Origin of the sequence: Luteitalea pratensis (assembly GCF_001618865.1) — a bacterium.
GTDB classification, from domain to species: Bacteria; Acidobacteriota; Vicinamibacteria; order Vicinamibacterales; family Vicinamibacteraceae; genus Luteitalea; species Luteitalea pratensis.
On sequence record NZ_CP015136.1, the window covers coordinates 168,169 to 188,447 of the forward strand.

The window sequence follows — 20,279 nt, forward strand, 5'->3', positions numbered from 1 at the left end:
CACGCAATGCTCACGCGTCCGTGAAGACCTGCCGGCGTCGCTGAGCCATCCTTCCGCACCTGACGGTGCCGCGGGAGCTTCGGCCGGCGGCATCGACCAGCAACCTGCCGATCGACAGGAGCGCGGGACCACACGTCAAGTGGCCCGGGTTTCGCGCCGGGAGCGTCGAATATCGCGGAGGGAACGTGTCGAAGAGTTGGAACCGGAAGGAAACCTGGCTTGCACTGATTGCGGTGGGCGTCGGGGGCCTGATTGCGGCGATCGCGGGGCTCCATCTCTACGTGACCGCCACCGCGACGCCGATTCATCCGGATCCGCACCGCGTGCCATCGTCGACGCAGGCAACCCCTTCGCCACCGTGGGCCGATGCCGTGCAGCGCAGCCGGGAATCGACGCGCGCGGCTCTCAGCGAACAGAACCTGCCGGGCCTGTCGGTGGCGATCGGGGTTGGCGGTCAGGTCGTGTGGGCCGAAGGTTTTGGCTGGGCGGATCTGGAGAGCCGCGTTCCCGTCTCGCCGGAGACACGGTTCAGGATCGGGACCGCCTCCACCGTCCTCACGTCGGCCGCCGTTGGCCGGCTGCTGGAGAAGGGCCGGCTGAAGCTCGATGACGAGATTCAGGCCTACGTCCCGGAGTTCCCGAAGAAACAGTGGCCCGTGACCGTGCGTCAGCTGATGGGGCACCTGGCCGGGGTGAGGAACGATGGCGGTGACGAGGGCCCGCTGTTGTCCTCGCGCTGCGAGCGCCCCGTCGACGCGCTGCAGGCGTTCGGGGAGCGCTCGCTGCTGTTCGAGCCGGGAACGCGGTACCGATATTCGAGCTACGGTTGGATCCTGGTGAGCGCGGCGATCGAAGCCGCATCGGGCGAGCCGTTCCTCAGGTTCATGGAGAAGCAGATCTTCGAGCCGTTGGGAATGCGCGACACCAGAGCCGACTCGGCGACAGAGTCGCTGTCGCATCGAATGACCCCCTACTTCCCGAGGTACGCCGCCGATCCGCGTTACGGCCCGGACGTCATGCGTCCGATCGACTATTCGTGCTACGCGGGAGCCAGTGCATTCCTGTCGACTCCGAGCGACCTGGTGCGCTTCGGCATGGCGATCAACGGCGGCCCGCTGCTACAACCCGCCACCGTCGAGTTGCTGCAGACATCACAGCGACTGGCCTCGGGGCAGGAGACGGGTTACGGCCTCGGCTGGGACCTCGAGACCGTGACCCTCGCTGGAGCACAAACGCGCGCGGTCGGTCACGACGGCGAGTCGCTGGGCGGCACCGTGGCGTCGTTGATGACATTTCGGGACCGCGGCATCGTCGTCGCCGTGATATCGAACGTCTCGTACGCAGACACGCCGTCCATCGCGCTGAAGATCGCGGACGCCTTCGCGGGTCAGGGCACGGCCCCCGCAGGCAAGTGATCCTCGTGCGTGGCTGAGGGTACGCGCAGCGCGCGAGTTCGCCAGCGTCGCGGATGCTCGCCGGACCTGGCGGGGACCGGGCGTCAACCATTTAGCGTCGCCGCGCGTAATAACCACCATGGCCCCCGGTGGCGCGCTGCTTGCCGCCCTGATTCAGGATCTCCGCTTCACGCTGCGCCTGCTTCAGCGCCAGCGCGGCTTTGCGCTGGTGACACTGGTCGTGCTCGGGATCGGGACCGGCGTGATGACCACGGTGGTCAGCGTCGCGAACGGCCTGCTGCTGCGTCCGCCACCGGTGCGCGAGCCAGCCACGCTCGTGCGCGTGTTCACCGGCCGCTACTCCGGCACGCCACTGCTCGACCTGCTGGCATACGACGAGGCGGCCGCGACGCTCGACATCGCCGCGTTTCGCGAGTCACGCGTCAGCGTTCGTGTCGGCAACGACGCGGCTCGCCCGCTGCTGGCGAGCTTCGTCACGGGCAACTACTTCGACGTGCTCGGTGTCGTTGCGACGCGCGGTCGAACCTTTCTGTCGCACGAAGGCCGCACGCCTGGGACCTCGCCAGTCGCCGTCCTCAGCCACCGGTCGTGGCAACGCCACTTTGGCGGCCACGACAGCGCCGTGGGCCGCGCGATCGTGGTCAACGGGCACGCATTCACCGTTGTCGGCGTGATGCCGGAAGCCTTCATCGGGGTGATGGGGCCGGTCGCCGCCGACATCTGGATCCCGGTCACGATGCATCCACTGCTGATGCCTGGCGCGCGGACGTTCACCGACCGCGACGCGTTCTACGCGCAGGCAGTGGCGCGCTTGTCAGCTGGTGTGAGCCTAGCACGCGCGCAAGCGGAAGCCGACGCGCGCTTCGTGCCGTGGCGCGACGACCAGGCCAAGGATGCGAGCGAGCCTGGCGGCTTGCACCTGCATCCCTTGCACTACCTCGTACCCGAACTCTGGAACCGGGCCGCGTTGTTCCTCGCCATCCTCGCGGGCCTGGCCACCAGCCTGCTCGGCATCACGTGTCTGAACCTGGCAAGCCTGATGGTGGCGAGCAATAGCGCCCGGACTCGCGAGTTCGCCGTCCGCATGGCCATCGGGGCGGGCCGTGGCCGGCTGCTCTGGCAGTTGTCGATCGAAGCGTTCTGCCTGGCGTGCGGTGGCGCAGTCCTGGGTGTCGGGGTTGCCGTGCTGCTGACCAGGATCATCGGCCGGTGGACGCCGCCGGTGGACGTGCCGTTGGTGCTCGACGTCTCGCCCGACTGGAGGGTCCTGGTCGCCGCAGGCATCGTGACCACGCTCGTGACCATCGCATTCGGGCTACTGCCGGCGTGGACGGCCACGCGCCGCGCCACTGCGTTTTCGCTCAACGGGAACTCCATTCGCAGTACCGGCGCTGGCCGTACCCGGACGCGTGCGACGCTGCTGATCGCGCAACTCTCGCTGTCGATGTTGCTGCTGACCGTCGCGGGGCTGCTGACGCGGAGCCTGCAGCATGCCGAACGGATGGACCTGGGCTTCGAGCCTGACGGCGTCCTGATGGCGGCGCTCGACCTCGACGTCAATGGTTATGAGGCGCAGCGAGGGCGCCAGTTCTACGCCGACCTCCTCGACCGAGTCCGCGCGATGCCAGGCGTGCGCCACGCGAGCCTGCTGGACGTGGTGCCGCTGACAGGCGCCAACCGTGGCTCGCAGATGCTCGCCGACGGCGTGCCGCCACCCGCGGCGGGACGCACCGACGGCCTCGTCAGCGTTGGCCGGAAGAGTGTGGCCGGCGGGCACTTCGCGACGCTGCGCATCGGCATGCTGAGCGGCCGGGACTTCAGCCGAGCCGATGACGCGTCGGCACCCGCGGTGGCGATCGTCAACGAGACGCTGGCGCGAACCTTCTGGCCCGGCGAGTCGCCGATTGGCCGGCGTCTCCGCTTCCACGAGCCGAGCGGAGCACCCAGCCCTCCCATCGAAGTCGTCGGCCTCGTCCGCGACTCCAGGTACGTCAGCGTCGGAGAACAGCCACGGCCGTTCATGTACCGGCCGGTGGCCCAGGAGTACCGGTCCGACGCCGCGCTGATCGTTCGCGTCGACGGACCACCGCTCGCGTTCGCACCACAGCTCCGGGCCGCGATCCGCGGCCTCGATCCGGATCTGCCGATCGTCGACCTGCGCACGCTGACCGAAGCCACCAGCCTCTCGCTGCTGCCGATTCGCGTGGCCGCCACGGTGGTCGCGGCCCTGGCTGCCACGGTGCTGGGCCTGGCCGCCCTCGGGTTTTACGGCGTGCTGTCGTTCCTGGTCGGACAGCGAACCCGCGAGATCGGCATCTACATGGCGCTCGGCGCCGACGGCGCGCGGGTCGGCCGGATGATCCTGCTCGAGGCGCTGCGCTGGATCGGATGGGGCGTGGCCGCGGGTCTGGCCATGGCGTGGCTGGTCGCCCCGCTTGCGTCGAGCCTCCTCTACGGTGTGGCCCCGCGCGATCCCGCGACACTGGCGGCCGTCACCGGCGTGCTGCTTGCTGTCGGCATCGCGTCTGCGTTGCTGCCGGCCTGGCGGGCCAGCACGCTGTCGCCGGCCGACGCGCTACGGCGCGACTAGCCGGAGTCGCGCTCGACTCGGGACGCCGATTCGTCTCGATGGCGCCACCAGCCCGGTGCCGGCGCGACAGCTAGCGAGACGTCTGTGTCTTCGGAAGCAGTCGTCGCAGGTGCGGCTCGAGTCCATCGACCATCCGCGCGAACCCCAGCTCCGTCGGATGACTATCGTCGACGGTGCCGTCACCATCAGTGCCAAGCAGTGTCGCGCTGGGCACGAGCGTGATGTGCCTGTCGCCGGCTTGCCGCCGGGTCTCGTAGATGCGGCGCAGCGACGCGTTCGCCGTCGCCACGTCCGCGGCCTTCTCCTTGCGGAACCGCAGGTTCGGGTAGAGCAGGTGTTCGACCAGGACGATCGGGGTGCGCGGACGTGCGGCACGGATGGTCGCGATGAACGCCGGCATGCGCTCATCGACTTGCTGAGGCGTCAGGTTGGGCAGCGCGTCAAGGACATAGATCGCCGGATCGAGCTCCGCCAGCAGCCGTGCGACCTCGGGTTCGGCCTTGCCGTTTCCAGAGAAGCCCAGGTTGATGACTGGCACATCGAGCCGGCGTCCGAGCATCGCGGTGTAGCTCATACCTGGTCGTGATGCACAGCACCCCTGTGTGATCGACGTGCCATAGACCACCACGGGGCGTGCCTTCGACGAGGGCACGAAGCGCAGGGTCGCCTCTTCCGGCACTCCGACTTCCAACCGTGAGACGCCGTTGTAGAGCGGGAGGTACAGCCGGAACTCGCGCGGCGTCGGCGACAGCCCGACGATGACGTCCGCGTCGTTGGTTGGAGACTCGGTAGGCCTGGCGCCGCCGACGAAGTACCACGCGCCACGTTCGTTGGCGTAGAGGTCGAGTCCACTGACTCCAGTCGTCGGCATGTGAGGCAGGGCCAGGCGGTCCTGCGTGACCGTCCAGCGCACGCGGATACGGGTGGCGTCGCTTACGAACTGCACGCTCAGTCCTGCCGAATGTTGCGAGAGATCCCAGACCGGCTTGCGCAGATCGTCCTTGGCTCGTGCCGGGAATCGGTCGAAGTCGCCTTCAGTGTCGGTCCACCCCTTGCCTTCGACGACTGCGGGCGTGACCCGGTGCCACCGCAAGGTCACCGGGGATTCGTCGGCAGTCGGCTGCGCCGCGGCAACGGCAGGCGCCACGGCAAGGAGAAGAACGCAGAGCGGGACAAGAATCATGGAGACTGTCTCCAACCTACTTGCGGTGGGCGGTCCACGGCGCCCGTGAGCCCCTCTCATTCGAGAACTCGCCCTCGATCTGGTTCCCCGTGATGGTGCCTGCGTACTTCGCGTAACAGTCGTTGAGCTCGATCAGCACCGCCGAGCCGTTCTGGCGCCAGTGGGCGCCCGTCTCCCGTGAGCGGCCCTTGGACTGATAGGCGAGTTCCTGTTTCGGCAGGAACTCGAACGTCGTGGTCTCGACAGGCTCCGGTCCATACTGCACCGGGATCGTGCCTTCCCACGTGGTCCCGGCCAGGCTCGGCGCGTCCTGTGCGGGCGCCTCCGCCTGGCCGGCGGCCAGCCACTGCTCGTCGCGTGCGCACCCCTTGCGATCGATCCAGATGTTGACGCTGCTCGCGATGGCCTGGTGACTGCGATATACGTAGGACACGCCGAGCCGCTGGCCCGGCTTGAGCCACGAGGGACCAGGCTCGCCTTCCACCAGCGGCGACCCCGGCCCCCGGAACTCGAACGTCGTGTCCTGTCCGAACCGAAATGACTCGACCTTTCCGTCAGTGAGCCGGATGTCGACTCGGCCGGGCGCCGCCGACACCACCTCGCCATCGCGCCAATAGGACCAGTTGGGCACGGTGTTGCCTGTGATCTTCTCCTGAGCGCGGGGATCATGCCGAGCAGCACGGGTCCGACGATCAGCAGCCCACCGATCGTGCCGACGGCGATGGCCGCGGTGCGTGGCGCCGATTCGTGGGGGCGCAGGCCGAGCCAGTAGGCGAGGCATACGAAACCGGCGATCGCCAGCGCGAATGGGTAGAGCATGAACGGCGCGAGGTACACCATCGCGCTGGCCCCGAGTGGCTGGACCCTCTCGACGATCCCGGTGAGGATCAGGAACACGATCAGCCAGACCGGCAACGCCACCAAAGCGGCGCGCCACCATGAACTGCCGGCGAGCGTGCGCGGCGTGTCCACGAAGGGATACGCGACGAGCGCCACCATGACGATCAGCGCGGCAACGTCACGCAGCAGGAAGATCAGCGGGATGGTGACCGCGGCAATCGCGATGCCGCTGCCGCCGGGCTTGCGGACAAGTTTGCGTCCGAACCGACCAGCTGCTGCCAAGGGCTTCGGAATCATTGGTGAGAGAGTCCGGCCCAGTATCGGCCACATCAGCTCGGATCGCGACGGGACCGGCGCCCCGGCCCGACCCGTGGTCTCCGTCAAGCGACACGCTTCGCGACGGCCCGTCGTATCCATGGCAACGCAGCTAATGCCTGATGCCTGATGCCTCATGCCCAGGCGTACCCGGAGAACACACGTGGCCACCACCTCAATGGATCGTGCCGAGTTGGACCGCCGTCACTTCCTCAAAAGCGCCGGTGCCGGCATGACCGCCGCGGCGCTCGTGCTCACCCCTGGCGAGGCCGCGGCTGCACAGGAGCAGGCCCGCAAAGCGGCGCTCGACCGGCTTGCCAGCAATTCCTGGCCGCTGCGTCAGTTGTTCAAGTCGCGCACCGCCCCGACCGCTGGCGCGGCGGCCCCCCGTCCGGCCGGCAGACGTGGTGATTTCGCGGAGGACGCCGAGGCGATCGCCAACAATCCCAACGCGAAGGAAGCGCTGGCCGTTGCGGAGAAGGCTCGCGCCGCGCGCGCGAACCTGCCCAACACCGCGGAGATGAAGAAGAAATACGGCGAGCTCACGGGGCTCGACTTCCCGCAGTTCACCAAGGACACGTTCCCGGGCGTGACGCGGATGGACATCCGCTCGTCGCTGTTCGGCGACATCACCGACGACTCGATGTTCCTGCCGCCGCAGGACGGGCAGCCGGGTTACTTCGATCCGATGAGTCCGTCGGGCCGGAAGTGGCTCGACACGCTGGCCGGCACGCTGGTCAAGACGGGGACGAAGGTGCAGCACATCTCCAACAACGCGCCGTTCGAGTTGGCCTCCTACGGCTCGCCCCAAGCCGATGTCAGCCGCAAGGCCGGCGTCGCCGTGGCGAAGCGCTGGCTGGAAGGCTGCTCTGTCCTCGGCATCAAGACGATGCGCATGAACTCGCCGCAGGCGTTCGGCGCGCCCATCCGGCCGAATGCCGTCCCTCGCGGACCAGGCGACGGCTACCCGCGCAACATCGACATGGTGCCGATGCTCGCCGCCGCGATCGAGTCGTACAAGGAGATGGCTGACTTCGGCGGCAACCTTGGCATCCGCGTGACGATCGAGAACCACTGGGGCCTGGCGGCCGAACCGGCCAACATCCGCACCATCATCGACGAGGTCAACCACCCGTATTGCGAGGCATCGCCCGACTTCTGCAACTGGGAGCATGAGTACATGCTCTTCAACGGCCTGAAGATGCTGGCGCCGTACGCACACACCCACGTGCACGCCAAGTACTGGGACCGCTGGGGCGACCGCAACGACGTGCAGCGCTCGACGCGGATCATGCTGGCGGCCGGCTTCCGCGGGACGTTCGCGCTGGAGTACGAACAGGGGCCGTGGGACGGCGTCGAGGGTGCCAAATACCTGTATCGCGAGGTCCTCATGGCGCTCACCGAGCCGAAGCCGGTGATCTGAATCCGGAAAGCGAGGGACCATGGATCTTCAGCTCGACCATCAGACCGCTGTCGTCACCGGCTCGACTGCGGGCATCGGACTCGAGATTGCCAGACGCCTGGCAATCGAGGGCGCCACCGTCATCGTCTCCGGTAGGACGGCCACTTCCGTCGACGCCGCGGTGGCCAGCATCCAGGCGTCCGGTGGTCGGGCTGTGCGGGGTGTCGTTGCCGACGTGACGATGGCTGCCGGAGCCGACCTGCTGCTGCGCGATGCCGGCCGCGTCGACATCCTCGTCAACAACCTGGGCATCTACGAGAGCAAGCCGTTCACGGAGATCACCGACCAGGACTGGATTCGCTTCTTCGACGTCAACGTCGTCAGCGGCGTGCGTCTGGCTCGGGCAGTCCTGCCGGGCATGCTCGCGCGAAACCACGGGCGCATCATCTTCGTGTCGAGCGAATCGGCGCTCTCGGTGCCGAAGGACATGATTCACTACGCCGTGACGAAGACCGCGCAGCTGACGATCGCTCGCGGCCTGGCCGAGCTGACGCGCGGCTCGCGAGTGACCGTCAACTCCGTGCTGCCGGGCCCGACCCGGTCCGCGGGCATCGAGGACTTCCTGCGGAGCCAGGCCAGCGACCCGTCCGCGCCCGCTGCCGCGATCGAAGCCGAGTTCTTCGCGACGGCGCGGGCCACCTCGCTGCTGCAGCGCATGATCGAACCTGGGGAGGTTGCGAGTCTGGTGGCCTACCTGGCCAGCCCGCTGGCGTCCGCGACCAATGGCGCTGCCGTGCGCGTCGAAGGCGGTCTCGTCCCGACGATTGCCTGACGTCCCGGTGCCGGCCGGCGCGAATCCGTGCAGTTGTAGCCGCGGGACTTGTCCCGCGGGCAGCGCGCCGGACATGTCCGGCGCCTACGAGATTGGTCGGAGTCCGACGGCTGCGGGAGCCGCGCTCCCATCATCAGTTGATGGCAGTTGACAGCCACCGTCCGCCTCTGTAGAGTCCCATCATCGACTGATGGGACTGACCAACACACCCTCCGACCTGCTTCCCGGCACGCTCGAGCTGTTGATCCTGAAAGCGCTCGCTGGCGGCGCCAGGCACGGCTACGGCATCGTCGAACACCTCCGCCGGACGTCCGACGACGTGCTGCGAGTGGGGGAGAGTGCGCTGTACCCCGCGCTCCAGCGCTTGCTGTTGAACGGTTGCGTGAAGGCCGAATGGGGTACCTCGGAGAACAACCGCCGTGCCCGCTTCTACACGCTGACGGCGGCCGGCCGCAAGCAACTGACCGCCGAGCGCGACGAGTTCGACCGCATGGTCGGCGCGATCCAGCGCGTCTTGAGCACGACATGACGGTCTCTCCCTCGACCACGAGTGATGCGCCAGCCGCGAGGGGCCGCTTGTCATGACCTCCCTCGTCCGCCGCCTGCAGCACCTCCTGCGTCGGTCGCGCCACGATGCCGACCTCGCCGAGGAAATCGAGGCTCACCGGGCGCATCGTCAGGACGCGCTCGAGCGCGACGGCCTCGATCGGACCGACGCAGTCCACGCGAGCCGGCGTGCGATGGGTAACGTGACGCTCGCCGTCGAGGACGCACGCGACGTGTGGGCGATGCGCGCGATCGACAGCGTGCGGCAGGACATCCGCGACTCGTGGCGTGGCCTGCGCAAGAGCCCGGGCTTCGCGCTCGCGGTCGTCGGGACGCTCGCGCTCGGCATCGGCGCCAACACGGCGCTGTTCTCCATCTTCAACAGCCTGATCCTGCGCCCGCTGCCCGTCCGCGATCCGGCCAGCCTCGCGCTGCTCACCAACGGCTCCTGGCCGTATCCCGTGTGGGAGGAGATCCGGGCCCGCGAGCACGAGCTGTTCGACGGCGCCCTTGCGTGGTCTGGCCAGCGCTTCGACCTCTCGCAGCGCGGCCGAGCCATGCCCGTCGACGGCGCATACGTAAGCGGGAGGTTCTTCGACGAACTCGGCGTGCGTGCGGTGCGCGGTCGTCTGCTCATGCCGGCAGACGATGGCGGCGCTGCACCTGATGGTCCCGTCGTCGTCATCAGTCATCGCTTCTGGCGTCAGCACTTCGGCGGCGCCGAAGATGTCGTGGGACGCCAACTGACCGTGCAACGCGTCGCGTTCACCATCGTCGGTGTGGCTCCGGCGGGATTCTTCGGCGTCGACGTCGGCCGGACGACGGACGTGATGCTCCCGTTCGCCGCGGAGCCATCGATTCGAGGGCAGGAAAGCTGGCTGAAGGACCCGTCCTCGTGGTGGCTGGAAGTCATGGTGCGGCTGAAGCCGGGACAGAGCATCGATCAGGCGAACGCCGCGTTTCGGGGCGTGCAGCCGCAGATTCGCGCCGCGGCGACGGGCGGCAATGCGGCGTTGGCCGGCTCACGCTATCTCGCGGAGCCCTTCACCCTGGTCCCGGCGGCGACCGGCACATCCTCGCTCCGGGGCCGGTTCGAGACGCCGCTGTTCGCGATGGTCGTGGCCGTGGGTCTCGTGCTGCTTGTCGCCTGCGCCAACATCGCCAGCCTGCTGCTCGCGCGCGCGCTGGCGCGCCGGCACGAACTCAGCGTCCGCCTGGCGCTGGGCGGCTCTCGATGGCGCCTCGGCCGGCTCCTGTTCACCGAGAGCCTGATCGTGGCCGTGACAGGCGCGACCCTCGGCCTGGGACTGGCCACCTGGGGCGGGACGGTGCTCGTGCGGCAACTGAGCACGTGGCAACGCACCGTGTCGCTGGATCTGTCGCTGGACTGGCGCGTCCTCGCGTTCACGGTGGCGCTTGCGTGCCTGTCGGCGCTCGTGGCCGGCATCGCCCCGGTGCTCGGACTCAAGAGCGTCGCCCCTGGCGACGCCCTGAAGGACGCCGGCCGCGCGATCACGGGCGATCGTCGTTTCGCGGCACGCGGCACACTCGTTGTCGCGCAACTCGCGGTGTCGCTCGTCCTCGTCGTGGCGGCAGGACTCTTCCTGCGCACCTTCGCGTCCCTCAATCGACTCCCGCTCGGCTTCGTCCCCGAACCGCTGCTCGTCGTGGAGTTGAACCTGCAGACAACCGTCGAGTCGATCGAGGCACGACCCGAGCGCGTCGAGCGTCTGCGCGCCGCCGCGGCGGAGATCCCGGGCGTGCGATCGGCGACCGTGTCGAGGGTGCGGCGTCTGACGGGCGGCGGCTGGAGCGCCGGCAAGGTTGCGGTCGGCGAGGGTCCGCCACCCCAGGTGGTCCGAGGGCGGCCCTCGCTCTGGCGCGACGCCACCACCCCCGGATGGTTCGCGGCGATGGGGATCCCTCTCCGTCGTGGCCGCGACTTCGATGAGGGCGACCGCGTGGGCAGTCCGCCTGTCGCCATCGTCAACGAGGCCTTCATGCGCCGGTACGCGCCCGGTCGGCAGCCGATCGGCGAGACGGTCCGGCTCGCCGGCATGGGTAACGAAGAGTCGCGATGGGAGATCGTCGGCCTGGTGGGCGATACCGTCTACGCCACGACACGCGAGGGGATGGTGCCGACGATGTTCGTCCCGGTGGCACAGCAGGCACCGGAGAACTTCTGGCCGACCGTCCTGCTGACCATCAACACGCCACCTGACCGGCGGGCGGCTGTCGAGCGCGACGTCGCGGCGGCGCTGACGGCAACCGATCCGACCGTTGCTCTCAGTTTCGGGAACTTCGACGAACTCGTCGCTGCCACGATCACGCAGGAGCGCCTCGTCACCATGCTGGCGTCGTTCTTCGGCGGGCTGGCGCTGCTGCTCGCCGGCATCGGGCTCTATGGCATCGTCGCCCATGCCGTCCGGGCGCGGCAGACGGAGATCAGCCTGCGCATGGCCCTCGGCGCGCATCCGGCCGGTATCGTCCGAATGGTGTTCCGCCGCGTCGGCGTCCTGATCCTGGCCGGAGTCGCGCTGGGGCTCGTGGCCAGCCTCTGGGCTGCGCGATTCGTGGCGCCGCTGCTGTTCGAAGTCGACGCGCGCGATCCACTGACGTTCGTCGCCGCCGCCGCAGTGCTCGTCGCAGTCGGCGCGCTGGCGGCGTGGCTGCCGGCCCGCCGCGCCACACGTCTCGATCCAGCCAGGGTGCTCCGCGAGGGGTAACTGTCACGACGTCGGGCTGGGACAGCCCGACGCTACCTGGTCCGGAATCGCGGCCTCGACCAGCTGCGCCAGCCAGGTCCTTCTCCTCTGCCGGCGGGCCCATCATTCGGGCCGGCCCCCTGTCCCGGAACCGCGCTGTGGCGGGGGCCCTTCCTTCCGCCGAGCCTCGGATGCCTTGACTTCAGCCTCCATGCTCGTCATGGCCTCCCGAAGCGCCTGAAGTGCAGAACGCGCTTCCAGAGAAAGCCCGCTTTCCGAAAGCGGATTCTTCTCAGTCGGATCCGCAAGATAGTCGAAGAACCGGCCGTCGGCGTACAACTTGAAACGCCCGTCGTGCGCATAGCGGTGAGGCCTGCCCTCGCGCACGGTGTTGGGTCCGGATGTCCGGCCGCGATAGAAGTCCGTGAAGATCCACCTCCGTGGAGAAGGTGATCCCCTGGTCAGCGTCGGATACAGGCTGACGCCGTCGCTCTGGACGTTCAGAATCGTGCTCCGGCCGGCGTCCAGCATCGTGGGAAACAGATCGCTGACATCGACCAGGTCGTCGCGCACCTGAGCGGGTGCGATGGTGCCCTTCCAATGCGCGATGAAGGGCACATGATTGGACGCGTCCGTCGATCCCCACTTGTCGCCCTGGACGGGGCGACCGTTCATCATCGACGTGACGCGAACGTCCGTGCCGTTGTCGCCCATGAACAGCACCAGCGTGTTTTCCCGTAGTCCAAGCTTGTCGAGCGTTGTCATCAGCTCACCGACGTTCTTGTCCAGATGGCTGACCATGGCGCCGAAATACTTCTCGTCGTTCACTTTGGTTTCGTCATGGCTCTCGTAGTCGGGATGGCCAGGGGGCGGCTGGAACGGATCGTGTGTGAGGTGCTCGGCGTAGTACACGAAGAACGGTCGCTCGCGATTCCGCTGCATGAAGTCAAAGACAAATTCCTTGACCATGTCGGGACCGTACGCACCCGGGTGCTGTTTGGCTGGCTCGCCATTTCGCGTCAGGATCGGGTTCTTGTAACGGTTCCAGAAATCCGGAGACTCGAGCTGCCAGATCAAGTACTCATTGAAACCGATCAGGTGCGGAGTCTGGAAGCTGCCGCCGAACTGCCATTTGCCCGCCATTGCGGTGGTGTAACCGGCCGCTTGCAGGTAATTCGCGATTGTGCGGAGGCTCGTGTCGAAGTAGCCGAAGTGGTCGTAGTTCCTGAAGTTGTACTGGCCGGTAAGAAGTTGCACGCGAGTGGGCGTGCAGAGCGCGGTGGAATACGCGCGAGTGAACCGCATACCGTCAGCAGCAAGCCGATCGATGTTGGGAGTCTTGTACGAGGTCCCGCCGTAGCTGTTGACCGCCTCCCTACCGATGTCGTCGGCAAGGTACATGATGATGTTTGGCGGGCGCTCGGATCGCGCCGCCGGGGCCTGCTCCGCCGACGAGTCGGTCAGGAGGAGCGGCCACATCAGCAGCAATGCAGACGGCAGCCAGACCAACGGCGTACGAATCGTTCGTGTCGTGAGCATCCCAGGCCTCCGGGTGTGCAAAAGCATATGTCCAACGCGGTCCCGCCGCGCCACGTGCGTCGACCCCGCAGGCGTACTCCGCGAGGGGGTAACTCCCACGCACCGCCGGGCTGGGACAGCCCGGCTCTACCTTTCGCTACGGATTGGCAGCGGCCCGCTGTTCCAGCGGGCCAGGCCACGACCTCGCGACTCCTGACGCAAAGCTGGGACAGCCCGGGCGCTGCCTAGCCCGGAACCGCGGCCTCCACCAACTGCGCCAGCAGCGTGAGTGACTCCTGCCAACCAAGGACACACGCCTCCGCCGGGATGACGTCGGGAATGCCGTCCTGAACGATGTGCACCTCGGTTCCGACAGAGACCGCCTTCAGCCGCACCGTCACCGTCATTTCGCCCGGCAGGTTCGGATCGTCGAACCGATCCGTCCAGCGCAGGAGTTCGGGAGGCACCAGCTCTCGGTACTCGCCACCGAACGAGTGACTCTTGCCCGAGGTGAAGTTCGTGAACGACATCTTGTACGAGCCGCCCACCCGCGCATCCATGTGGTGCACCTTACCGGTGAAGCCGTGGGGCGGCAGCCACTTGACCGTGGCTTCGGGGTCGAGGAATGCGCGGTAGACCCGGTCGGGCGTCGCTCGCAGGACACGGTGGAACTGAACACTGTTCGGCATCATCTGCTCCTTTTCGTCGGCCGAGTGGCCTCGTCGCAATGGCACGGTGGTGCCGTTCTTTCTGATCCCTAGACCGAGTATCGTCGCAGGAATCATCGGCGCACGTTCCTGGCGTTTCTCGTGAGGAATGCGCGGAAGATGAAGAGCTTCGCGGTCGCCGCTCATTCGACCCAGCTCGTCGACACTGCGCAGCGGATGCCGGGAAGAGGCAGCGTTGCCACCTCTTCTTCGACCGCCGCTCGTTCCGATTGGGAGAGGCGCCGCCAAGGCTGCACGGACACGGTCCTTTCCGATCGACGCCACGTGCCGGCGATCTCGACCGCGGACCAGCAAGGCGCCCGGCCAGACGCGCGACGTCCAGAGACCACCGCGGTGCGCTGCATTCTCCACCAGCAGCGCGCGTTCCTCGGGACGCTGGAAGAGGAAGTACGCATCGCCACTCGGCAAGAGTCGCGCGGGCGCCACGGCACCAGGTCGGCGCCGAAACAGCGGCTCATCCGACGCAAGGATCGACCCGTCGCCGCTCGGCGTACGGACGGCCACCAGGGACGCGCCAAGCTCGTCGAAGGCTGCCGTACCTGATCGCGGCGCAATGCCGGCCCATGCGGCGAACGCCTCGGGCGTTGCCGGCCCGAAGAAATGCACGTAGCGCCGGGCGAGTTCGCGGCGTGCCTCGCCCGCGCCGATCACGGGCGGTGGCACCATCCAGATCTTCGGCTGCCTGGCGCCGTCCCATCGCATGCGCACGCGGCCCGTGAGGGTGGCGTACCGCAGCCGGTTCGGCGGCTCACCGAGAGCCCGCCCCGCAGCATCATGCGCCACGCGGTCGTCTCCCAGCGTGCGTGCCAGCCGGTCGGCCAGTGCCTCGGCCACGCGCCGGGTCGAGCCCGCGTCCGGCAGCCGCCCGAGCGTGAAGGCCGGCGCATCGCCTGCATCGACGATGTAGGCACTGTAGCGGGGTCCCCACAACTGCACGAGGGACGGCGCTTCCCACGTTGTCGACGTCGTGCCCTCGACGCGCGCATGGATGGAGAGCGACGCGGCGCGCGGCATGCTGTCCTGCAGGCCTGCCCACGCCGCGTGCCGAAGCGCTGACGGCTCATGCGGCAAACGTGTGTCGAGCGCCTGCACGGATCGCCGGAAGGCGAGGATCTGCGTCCGCGTCAGCTGCAGCCGGTTCGATCTCTCTACCATGGCTAACGCAGGTCGTCGTAGCGCACCGAGATGATCTCGAGCTTCTCGGGCCCCCGCGGGGCGAGCACCGTCACCGTATCTCCGACCTTGGCCGTCAACAGTGCCTTGGCCAAAGGTGATCGCCATGACACGCGACTGTCGCCGGCTTCGATCTCGTCCACGCCGACGATGGTGACTTCGCGTTGCTCGCCGGTCTCCTCGTACTCGAACGTCACTGTCGCGCCGAAATGCACGCGGTCGTGCGCCTTGCCCGAGTTGTCGACCACCACGGCGCGATCGAGACTCTTCGACAGGTAGCGAATGCGGCGATCGATCTCCCTTAGTCGCTTCTTGCCGTAGATGTAGTCGCCGTTCTCGGAGCGATCGCCATTGCCTGCGGCCCACGCCACGGTCGTGACGACAGGCGGCCGCTCGACCTTCCACAGCCGCGCAAGCTCCTCCTGCAGTTGACGGTACCCGGCAGGCGAGATGTAGTTCTTGACGTCGTCAGTCATGCGGACACATTGATCATCGCGGCTACTGGCGACACGACGATGCGAGGACGTCAGCGCGCCAAAGCGGTCGGGTCGATGCCCACGCCGTGCGTGTAGGTCGCACCCACGCCGGCCACGGCGGCGGTCGCGCGCGTGAGCCCGACGAGTTGCCGCAACTGGTACACGGCTTCGATCCCCGTGCAGTGTGCGCCGAGCAGGTGCTGAAGACCCAGCGCCTTCATCTTGCCGGCGGTCCACGCCAGGGTCTCGGCCGTGGCGGCAAACAGGTGGAAGCCGCCGATCGTGGCGACGACCGGTGCTGCCCTGACCGCTGTGCGCGCGTACTCCATGGTGTTGATGATGCCGGCGTGCCCGCAGCCGCTGATCAGCACCAGCCCGTCCGCGGTGTCGACGACAATCGAGGTGTCCTCGGGGACAGTGTCCTCGACGACGCCGTCGGGCGTCTCCACACGACCAGCAGGCCCTCCTCGAGGAGCGCCCCAGTTCCGTTCCGGGTGCACCCGAGGCACGGGACCGAGCATCGTCACACCGGGCATCAGCACCGCGGGGCCGGCATGCTCGATGAACACGCCACCCGTGGCCTCGTACTGTGCCTTCAGTGGAAGCAGGCCATTGCCCTCCCGTCCATCGGGGCCTGGCCGCGGGTAGAAGATGCCCTTCGGCACGTGCACGCGCGACAGGGCCTGCGGGTTCCGTTTCGCCAACTCGCGACGCAGCACCAGCAGTCCGCCGGTGTGGTCGGCGTGGTTATGCGTGATCGCCAGGTCCGTGATCGAGGCGAGGTCCACGTTCAGCTCGATGGCGTTCTTCAGCACCGTCTCGGCACGTGCCCCCGTGTCGACGAGCAACCGGCGGCCGTCCACGTCGAGGATCGCGGCGAACCCCCATTCGCCCACGCCGGCATTCTCGTTGCCGACGAGCATGGTCGAGAGCATCGTGACCTTGACCTGCGACGCCCGTGCCGCTTGCACCGAAGCGACATCCGCGACCGGGCCGGCGATCGCAGATCGCGGGTCGCAAATGTCGCACACGAGCAAGGCAGCGGCCACAGTGAGCCAGGACAGGCGCGACATCGGGTACCTCCAGTGCTTGCCAACTAGCGCCGCGGCGCCGCGGGTGGCTTGAACAGCAGCGGCAGCAGTTCGGCGAGCTCCAGCCGCGCGACCGCCAGGCTGTGCGGGCCGTTCAACTGCCGGAACACATGCTTGATGCCTGCGGCCTCCAGCCGTGCGGCGAAGGCCTTCGTGCCGTCGAGGAACACGTCCTCCGACCCGCAACCCAGCCAGATCAGGCTGTAAGCACCACGGCGAGCTTCAGGTGTCGTGAACCACGGTACGAAGCGTGAGTCGAACGAGTTCTGGACCAGCGAGCCGCTGAGCGACCCGATGCTTCGGAAGATCTCGGGGTGCTTGAGGCCCACGTGCATGCCGAACTCTCCACCAAGCGACAGGCCGGCAATCGCCCAGGATTCCGGTTGTGGGTCGACGCGATAGCGTGCCCGGAGCAACGGGAGGACTTCGTCGACGAGAATCACCTCGAACTCCTGGAGGTTCTGGTCGGATCGGCGTCCGCCGGGGCGGTCCAGCGCGTCGGACGCATGCATGACGACGAACATCGGCACCATCTCGCCGCGCGCGATCAGGTTGTCGAACATGACCTCGGCGAATCCTCCGCCGCTCGTCCAGTCGTTCTCGTCGCCTGGTGTCCCGGGCAGCAGCACCAGCACCGGATAACGACGCGTTCCCGCCGGCTCGTAGCCTGGCGGCGTGTACACTACGAACTGGCGCGTGCGCTGCTGGCGGGCCGAGCGAAAACGCTCGTGGTGCAGCGTTCCCGCCGGACTGTTCTGCGCCTCCCACGCGCGGGGCGTGTCGCCAGGAATGCGCAGCACGCTGTCGACGAACCGGCCGGCCGACGCGAACGTGCAGCGACACGACGGGTCGGCGGTACGAATGCCCTCGACGATGAAGCCGTAGGAATAAATGTTGGGCTCGAGAGGCGGGATGGTCACCGTCCAGACGCCGTCCGCCCCTTTTGCCAGCGGTGCCGGCGGCCGCGCTCCCATCCAGTTCCCCGAGAGCTCCACCGCCGAGGCACTGGGCGCCCAGAGCCTGAACGTGACCGCGCGATCGACGCCGATCTCGGGGGAGACCAGTGTCGGTGGCGTCTGGCCGCTGGCGGGGCACGCGAGGGCGACGGCCGACGCGAGCGCGAGCCGCATCGCGGCCGAATGTGGCGTCACCGATCGTCGGTTGAGCGAGATGCGCATTGGGAGCCCTCAACCAGCCGAGCGTTCGTCACGCGCGTGCCGCCTGCTGACGATCGCACGGACACTCGGCGCTGGCCGCAGCGTGATCAGCGGCTCGGGCCGGATCTCCTGACCTGGTACGAGCTCGATGCGATAGCGCTGGGCAATGGCCGCGACGATCAGCACGGCCTCGGTCATCGCGAACTGGTTGCCGATACAACCCCGCGGCCCGCCACCGAAGGGCAGATAGGAGAATCGTGGTCGCGCCGACACCTGTTCCGGTGTGAATCGGTCTGGATCGAATCGATCCGGATCCGGCCACAGAGCCGGCCTGCGATGGACCACGAACGGGATCATGAACACGAGGAAGCCGCGCGGGAGGTGATAGCCGCACACGTCGTCGTCGCCGAGCGCTCGCCGCGAGAAGCCCCATGCAGGCGGATAGAGCCGCAGGGACTCCTCGATGACGCAGCGCGTGAAGCTCAGGCGATCGATGTGCGCGAACCCGAGCCGCATGTCTCCGACGACGCGATCCACTTCGTCCACGAGGCGTGCCTCGACGAGTGGATGCTGCGACAGCAGGTAGTACGTCCACGACAGCGCCAGCGACGTCGTCTCGTGCCCGGCCAGCAGCATGGTCACGACCTCGTCGCGCAGCTGACGGTCCGTCATGCCGGTGCCGGTCTCCTCGTCGCGTGCCGACAGCAGCATGGAAAGCAGGTCCGCTTGCTCGCGCCGGGCCTGCCGCCGCTCGGCAATGATTCGATAGACGACCGCGTCCAGCTCGCGCAAGGCGCGCCAGAAGCGGCGATTCGCGGCAAGCGGTAGCGCCGTTTCCAGCTTCGTCGACCAGAACGTCTCGCCGATGCGGCGATTGATGATCGGCCACGTGCGGTTGACGATCTCGGCGGCCGCGCCGAGATCGGTGCTGAACATCGTCCGGACGATGATCGCCTGGGTCAACGCCATCATCTCCGAGACGAGGTCGATCGTCTCGCCGCGCGAGGCCAGCCCGTCCCATCGCGCCACCATCAGCTCCGTGCAGCCGACCATCACGTCCGCCATGTCCACCAGCCGTTGCCGATGGAACGCGGGTTGGGCGAGACGCCGTTGCCGCAGCCACGACGTGTCCTCGCTCGTCAGCAGTCCGTTGCCGAGATTGTCCCTGAGGCGATCGTAGAGCGGGCTCTTGTGGTAGTTGCGCGGGTTGTCCTGAAGGACATGCTTGATCCCGGCCGGATCGCACACGAGGAAGCCACGATAGGGGCCGACTCTCATGTGGACGATGTCTCCGTAGCGATTAGCGGCGTCGAGAAACGTGCTGATCGGATCCGCGCGGAGATGTGGAAGGACACCGAGGATCGGGTACCCGCGTGGGCCCGGGGGAAACGCCGACGCAGGCAGGGGGCGGCTGCTCACCTCGGCGCGATTATAGGCACGCGACCCTCACTACTGACAGGCCTCCGCGTAACACGTGGCGCAATCGCGACACTTCCACTCAGGACGCGCCGACAGGGGCCGCGTCAGGAGGTGGCCGATGGCCCAGATCGACGAAATCGCACCGGACTTGTATCGAGTCTCCATCTATGCGCCGCAGTTCGACCTGCAGTTCAATCATTTCCTGATCAAGGATGACGAGCCGCTGCTGTTCCACACCGGCATGCGGCGGATGTTCCCGGAAGTCCGCGAGGCGATCGCCACGCTGATCGACCCGGCCGATCTGCGCTGGATCAGCTGGAGCCACTTCGAGGTGGACGAGTGCGGCGCACTCAACGAATGGCTCGCCGTCGCACCACGCGCGCAGGCGGTCTGCAGCCAGGTGGGCGCGGCCGTCAACATCGACGACTTCGCCAACCGCCCACCGCGCGGCCTCACGAAGGACGAGGTGATCGACACCGGCCGGCATCGGTACCGCTTCGTGCCGACCCCGCACCTGCCGCACGGGTGGGATGCCGGCGTGCTGTTCGAGGAGAACTCGGGCGTCCTCCTGTGCTCCGACCTGTTCCACCAGATCGGCGATGTCGAACCGGTGACGTCCACCGACGTCCTGGGCCGTTGGGATGCCGCCATCGCGGCGTACCAGCAGCATCCGGTGCTGATGGACTACGTGCCGCTGACCCCCAATACGCGACGCCGCCTCAACGAACTCGCCGACCTGCAGCCCAAGGTGCTCGCCGCGATGCATGGGTCGACGTTTGTCGGCGACGGTGGGGCGGCGCTGCGAGCAGCCGCCGACGTGCTGCAGCGGCGCCTGGGCGCCGTGCCGGCCGGTGTTGACGCCCCGGTCGTCGCCTGAGTACTGTCCGGC

At 67.7% G+C, this 20,279-nt stretch carries 16 protein-coding genes and 1 pseudogene; 8 read left to right on the forward strand and 9 right to left on the reverse strand.

Annotation, left to right across the window (positions count from 1 at the left end; all coding sequences use genetic code 11):
- The first annotated feature begins 185 nt into the window (after positions 1 to 185).
- Both LuPra_RS00750 and LuPra_RS00755 read left to right on the forward strand, forming a co-directional pair.
- Positions 186 to 1,415 carry a serine hydrolase domain-containing protein gene (locus LuPra_RS00750; RefSeq protein ID WP_157898582.1) on the forward strand — a complete coding sequence of 410 codons (1,230 nt, stop codon included), beginning with the start codon at positions 186 to 188 and terminating at the stop codon, positions 1,413 to 1,415.
- 118 nt (positions 1,416 to 1,533) lie between these two features.
- Positions 1,534 to 4,005 (forward strand): ABC transporter permease, encoded by a 2,472-nt coding sequence (locus LuPra_RS00755; RefSeq protein WP_110168993.1) that lies wholly within the window; start codon positions 1,534 to 1,536, stop codon positions 4,003 to 4,005.
- Between the two features lie 70 nt (positions 4,006 to 4,075).
- Here the strand turns inward: LuPra_RS00755 and LuPra_RS00760 are convergent, their stop codons facing one another.
- Together LuPra_RS00760 and LuPra_RS00765 are read right to left on the reverse strand one after the other, a co-directional pair.
- A complete protein-coding gene (locus tag LuPra_RS00760; protein ID WP_162271267.1) occupies positions 4,076 to 5,188 on the reverse strand; it encodes an SGNH/GDSL hydrolase family protein in 1,113 nt (370 codons plus the stop codon).
- A 16-nt stretch (positions 5,189 to 5,204) separates the two neighbouring features.
- Positions 5,205 to 5,819, reverse strand: a complete 615-nt coding sequence (locus LuPra_RS00765) for a hypothetical protein (RefSeq protein WP_110168995.1) — start codon at positions 5,817 to 5,819, stop codon at positions 5,205 to 5,207.
- 186 nt (positions 5,820 to 6,005) lie between these two features.
- On the opposite strand from LuPra_RS00765, the gene LuPra_RS00770 reads away from it, so the two are divergent.
- The 5 genes from LuPra_RS00770 (at position 6,006) to LuPra_RS00790 (ending at position 11,849) form a co-directional block, all read left to right on the forward strand.
- Positions 6,006 to 6,473, forward strand: a complete 468-nt coding sequence (locus LuPra_RS00770; protein WP_110168996.1) for a hypothetical protein — start codon at positions 6,006 to 6,008, stop codon at positions 6,471 to 6,473.
- Between the two features lie 33 nt (positions 6,474 to 6,506).
- A complete protein-coding gene (locus LuPra_RS00775) occupies positions 6,507 to 7,766 on the forward strand; it encodes a sugar phosphate isomerase/epimerase family protein (RefSeq protein ID WP_234800660.1) in 1,260 nt (419 codons plus the stop codon).
- Between the two features lie 19 nt (positions 7,767 to 7,785).
- Positions 7,786 to 8,577 (forward strand): SDR family NAD(P)-dependent oxidoreductase, encoded by a 792-nt coding sequence (locus LuPra_RS00780; protein WP_110168998.1) that lies wholly within the window; start codon positions 7,786 to 7,788, stop codon positions 8,575 to 8,577.
- 190 nt (positions 8,578 to 8,767) lie between these two features.
- A complete protein-coding gene (locus LuPra_RS00785) occupies positions 8,768 to 9,106 on the forward strand; it encodes a PadR family transcriptional regulator (protein WP_110168999.1) in 339 nt (112 codons plus the stop codon).
- 52 nt (positions 9,107 to 9,158) lie between these two features.
- Positions 9,159 to 11,849, forward strand: coding sequence for an ABC transporter permease (locus LuPra_RS00790; RefSeq protein WP_110169000.1), 2,691 nt, complete (start codon positions 9,159 to 9,161; stop codon positions 11,847 to 11,849).
- A gap of 102 nt (positions 11,850 to 11,951) precedes the next feature.
- Here LuPra_RS00790 and LuPra_RS00795 read toward each other — a convergent pair whose 3' ends face one another.
- The 7 genes and pseudogenes from LuPra_RS00795 to LuPra_RS00820 form a co-directional block, all read right to left on the reverse strand.
- Entirely contained in the window at positions 11,952 to 13,367 is a 1,416-nt protein-coding gene (locus LuPra_RS00795; protein WP_157898583.1) for a sulfatase family protein, read from the reverse strand.
- Between the two features lie 224 nt (positions 13,368 to 13,591).
- Entirely contained in the window at positions 13,592 to 14,035 is a 444-nt protein-coding gene (locus LuPra_RS34200) for an SRPBCC family protein (protein ID WP_234800989.1), read from the reverse strand.
- Positions 14,036 to 14,362: 327 nt separating this feature from the next.
- Positions 14,363 to 15,229: pseudogene (locus LuPra_RS34205) on the reverse strand (DNA glycosylase AlkZ-like family protein); the annotation flags it as partial.
- A 2-nt stretch (positions 15,230 to 15,231) separates the two neighbouring features.
- A complete protein-coding gene (gene greB / locus LuPra_RS00805; protein WP_110169003.1) occupies positions 15,232 to 15,723 on the reverse strand; it encodes a transcription elongation factor GreB in 492 nt (163 codons plus the stop codon).
- A gap of 50 nt (positions 15,724 to 15,773) precedes the next feature.
- Complete coding sequence (locus LuPra_RS00810) at positions 15,774 to 16,796, reverse strand: MBL fold metallo-hydrolase (protein WP_110169004.1); 1,023 nt, start codon at positions 16,794 to 16,796, stop codon at positions 15,774 to 15,776.
- A 23-nt stretch (positions 16,797 to 16,819) separates the two neighbouring features.
- Positions 16,820 to 17,992, reverse strand: a complete 1,173-nt coding sequence (locus tag LuPra_RS00815) for an alpha/beta hydrolase (RefSeq protein WP_110169005.1) — start codon at positions 17,990 to 17,992, stop codon at positions 16,820 to 16,822.
- A gap of 9 nt (positions 17,993 to 18,001) precedes the next feature.
- The gene (locus tag LuPra_RS00820) at positions 18,002 to 19,390 is read right to left on the reverse strand and encodes a cytochrome P450 (protein WP_110169006.1); all 1,389 of its coding nucleotides are present in this window, start codon (positions 19,388 to 19,390) and stop codon (positions 18,002 to 18,004) included.
- Positions 19,391 to 19,508: 118 nt separating this feature from the next.
- Between LuPra_RS00820 and LuPra_RS00825 the strand changes: the two genes are divergently transcribed.
- On the forward strand, positions 19,509 to 20,267 hold the full coding sequence (locus LuPra_RS00825) for an oxygen-binding di-iron domain-containing protein (protein WP_110169007.1): 759 nt from the start codon (positions 19,509 to 19,511) through the stop codon (positions 20,265 to 20,267).
- Positions 20,268 to 20,279: the final 12 nt, after the last annotated feature.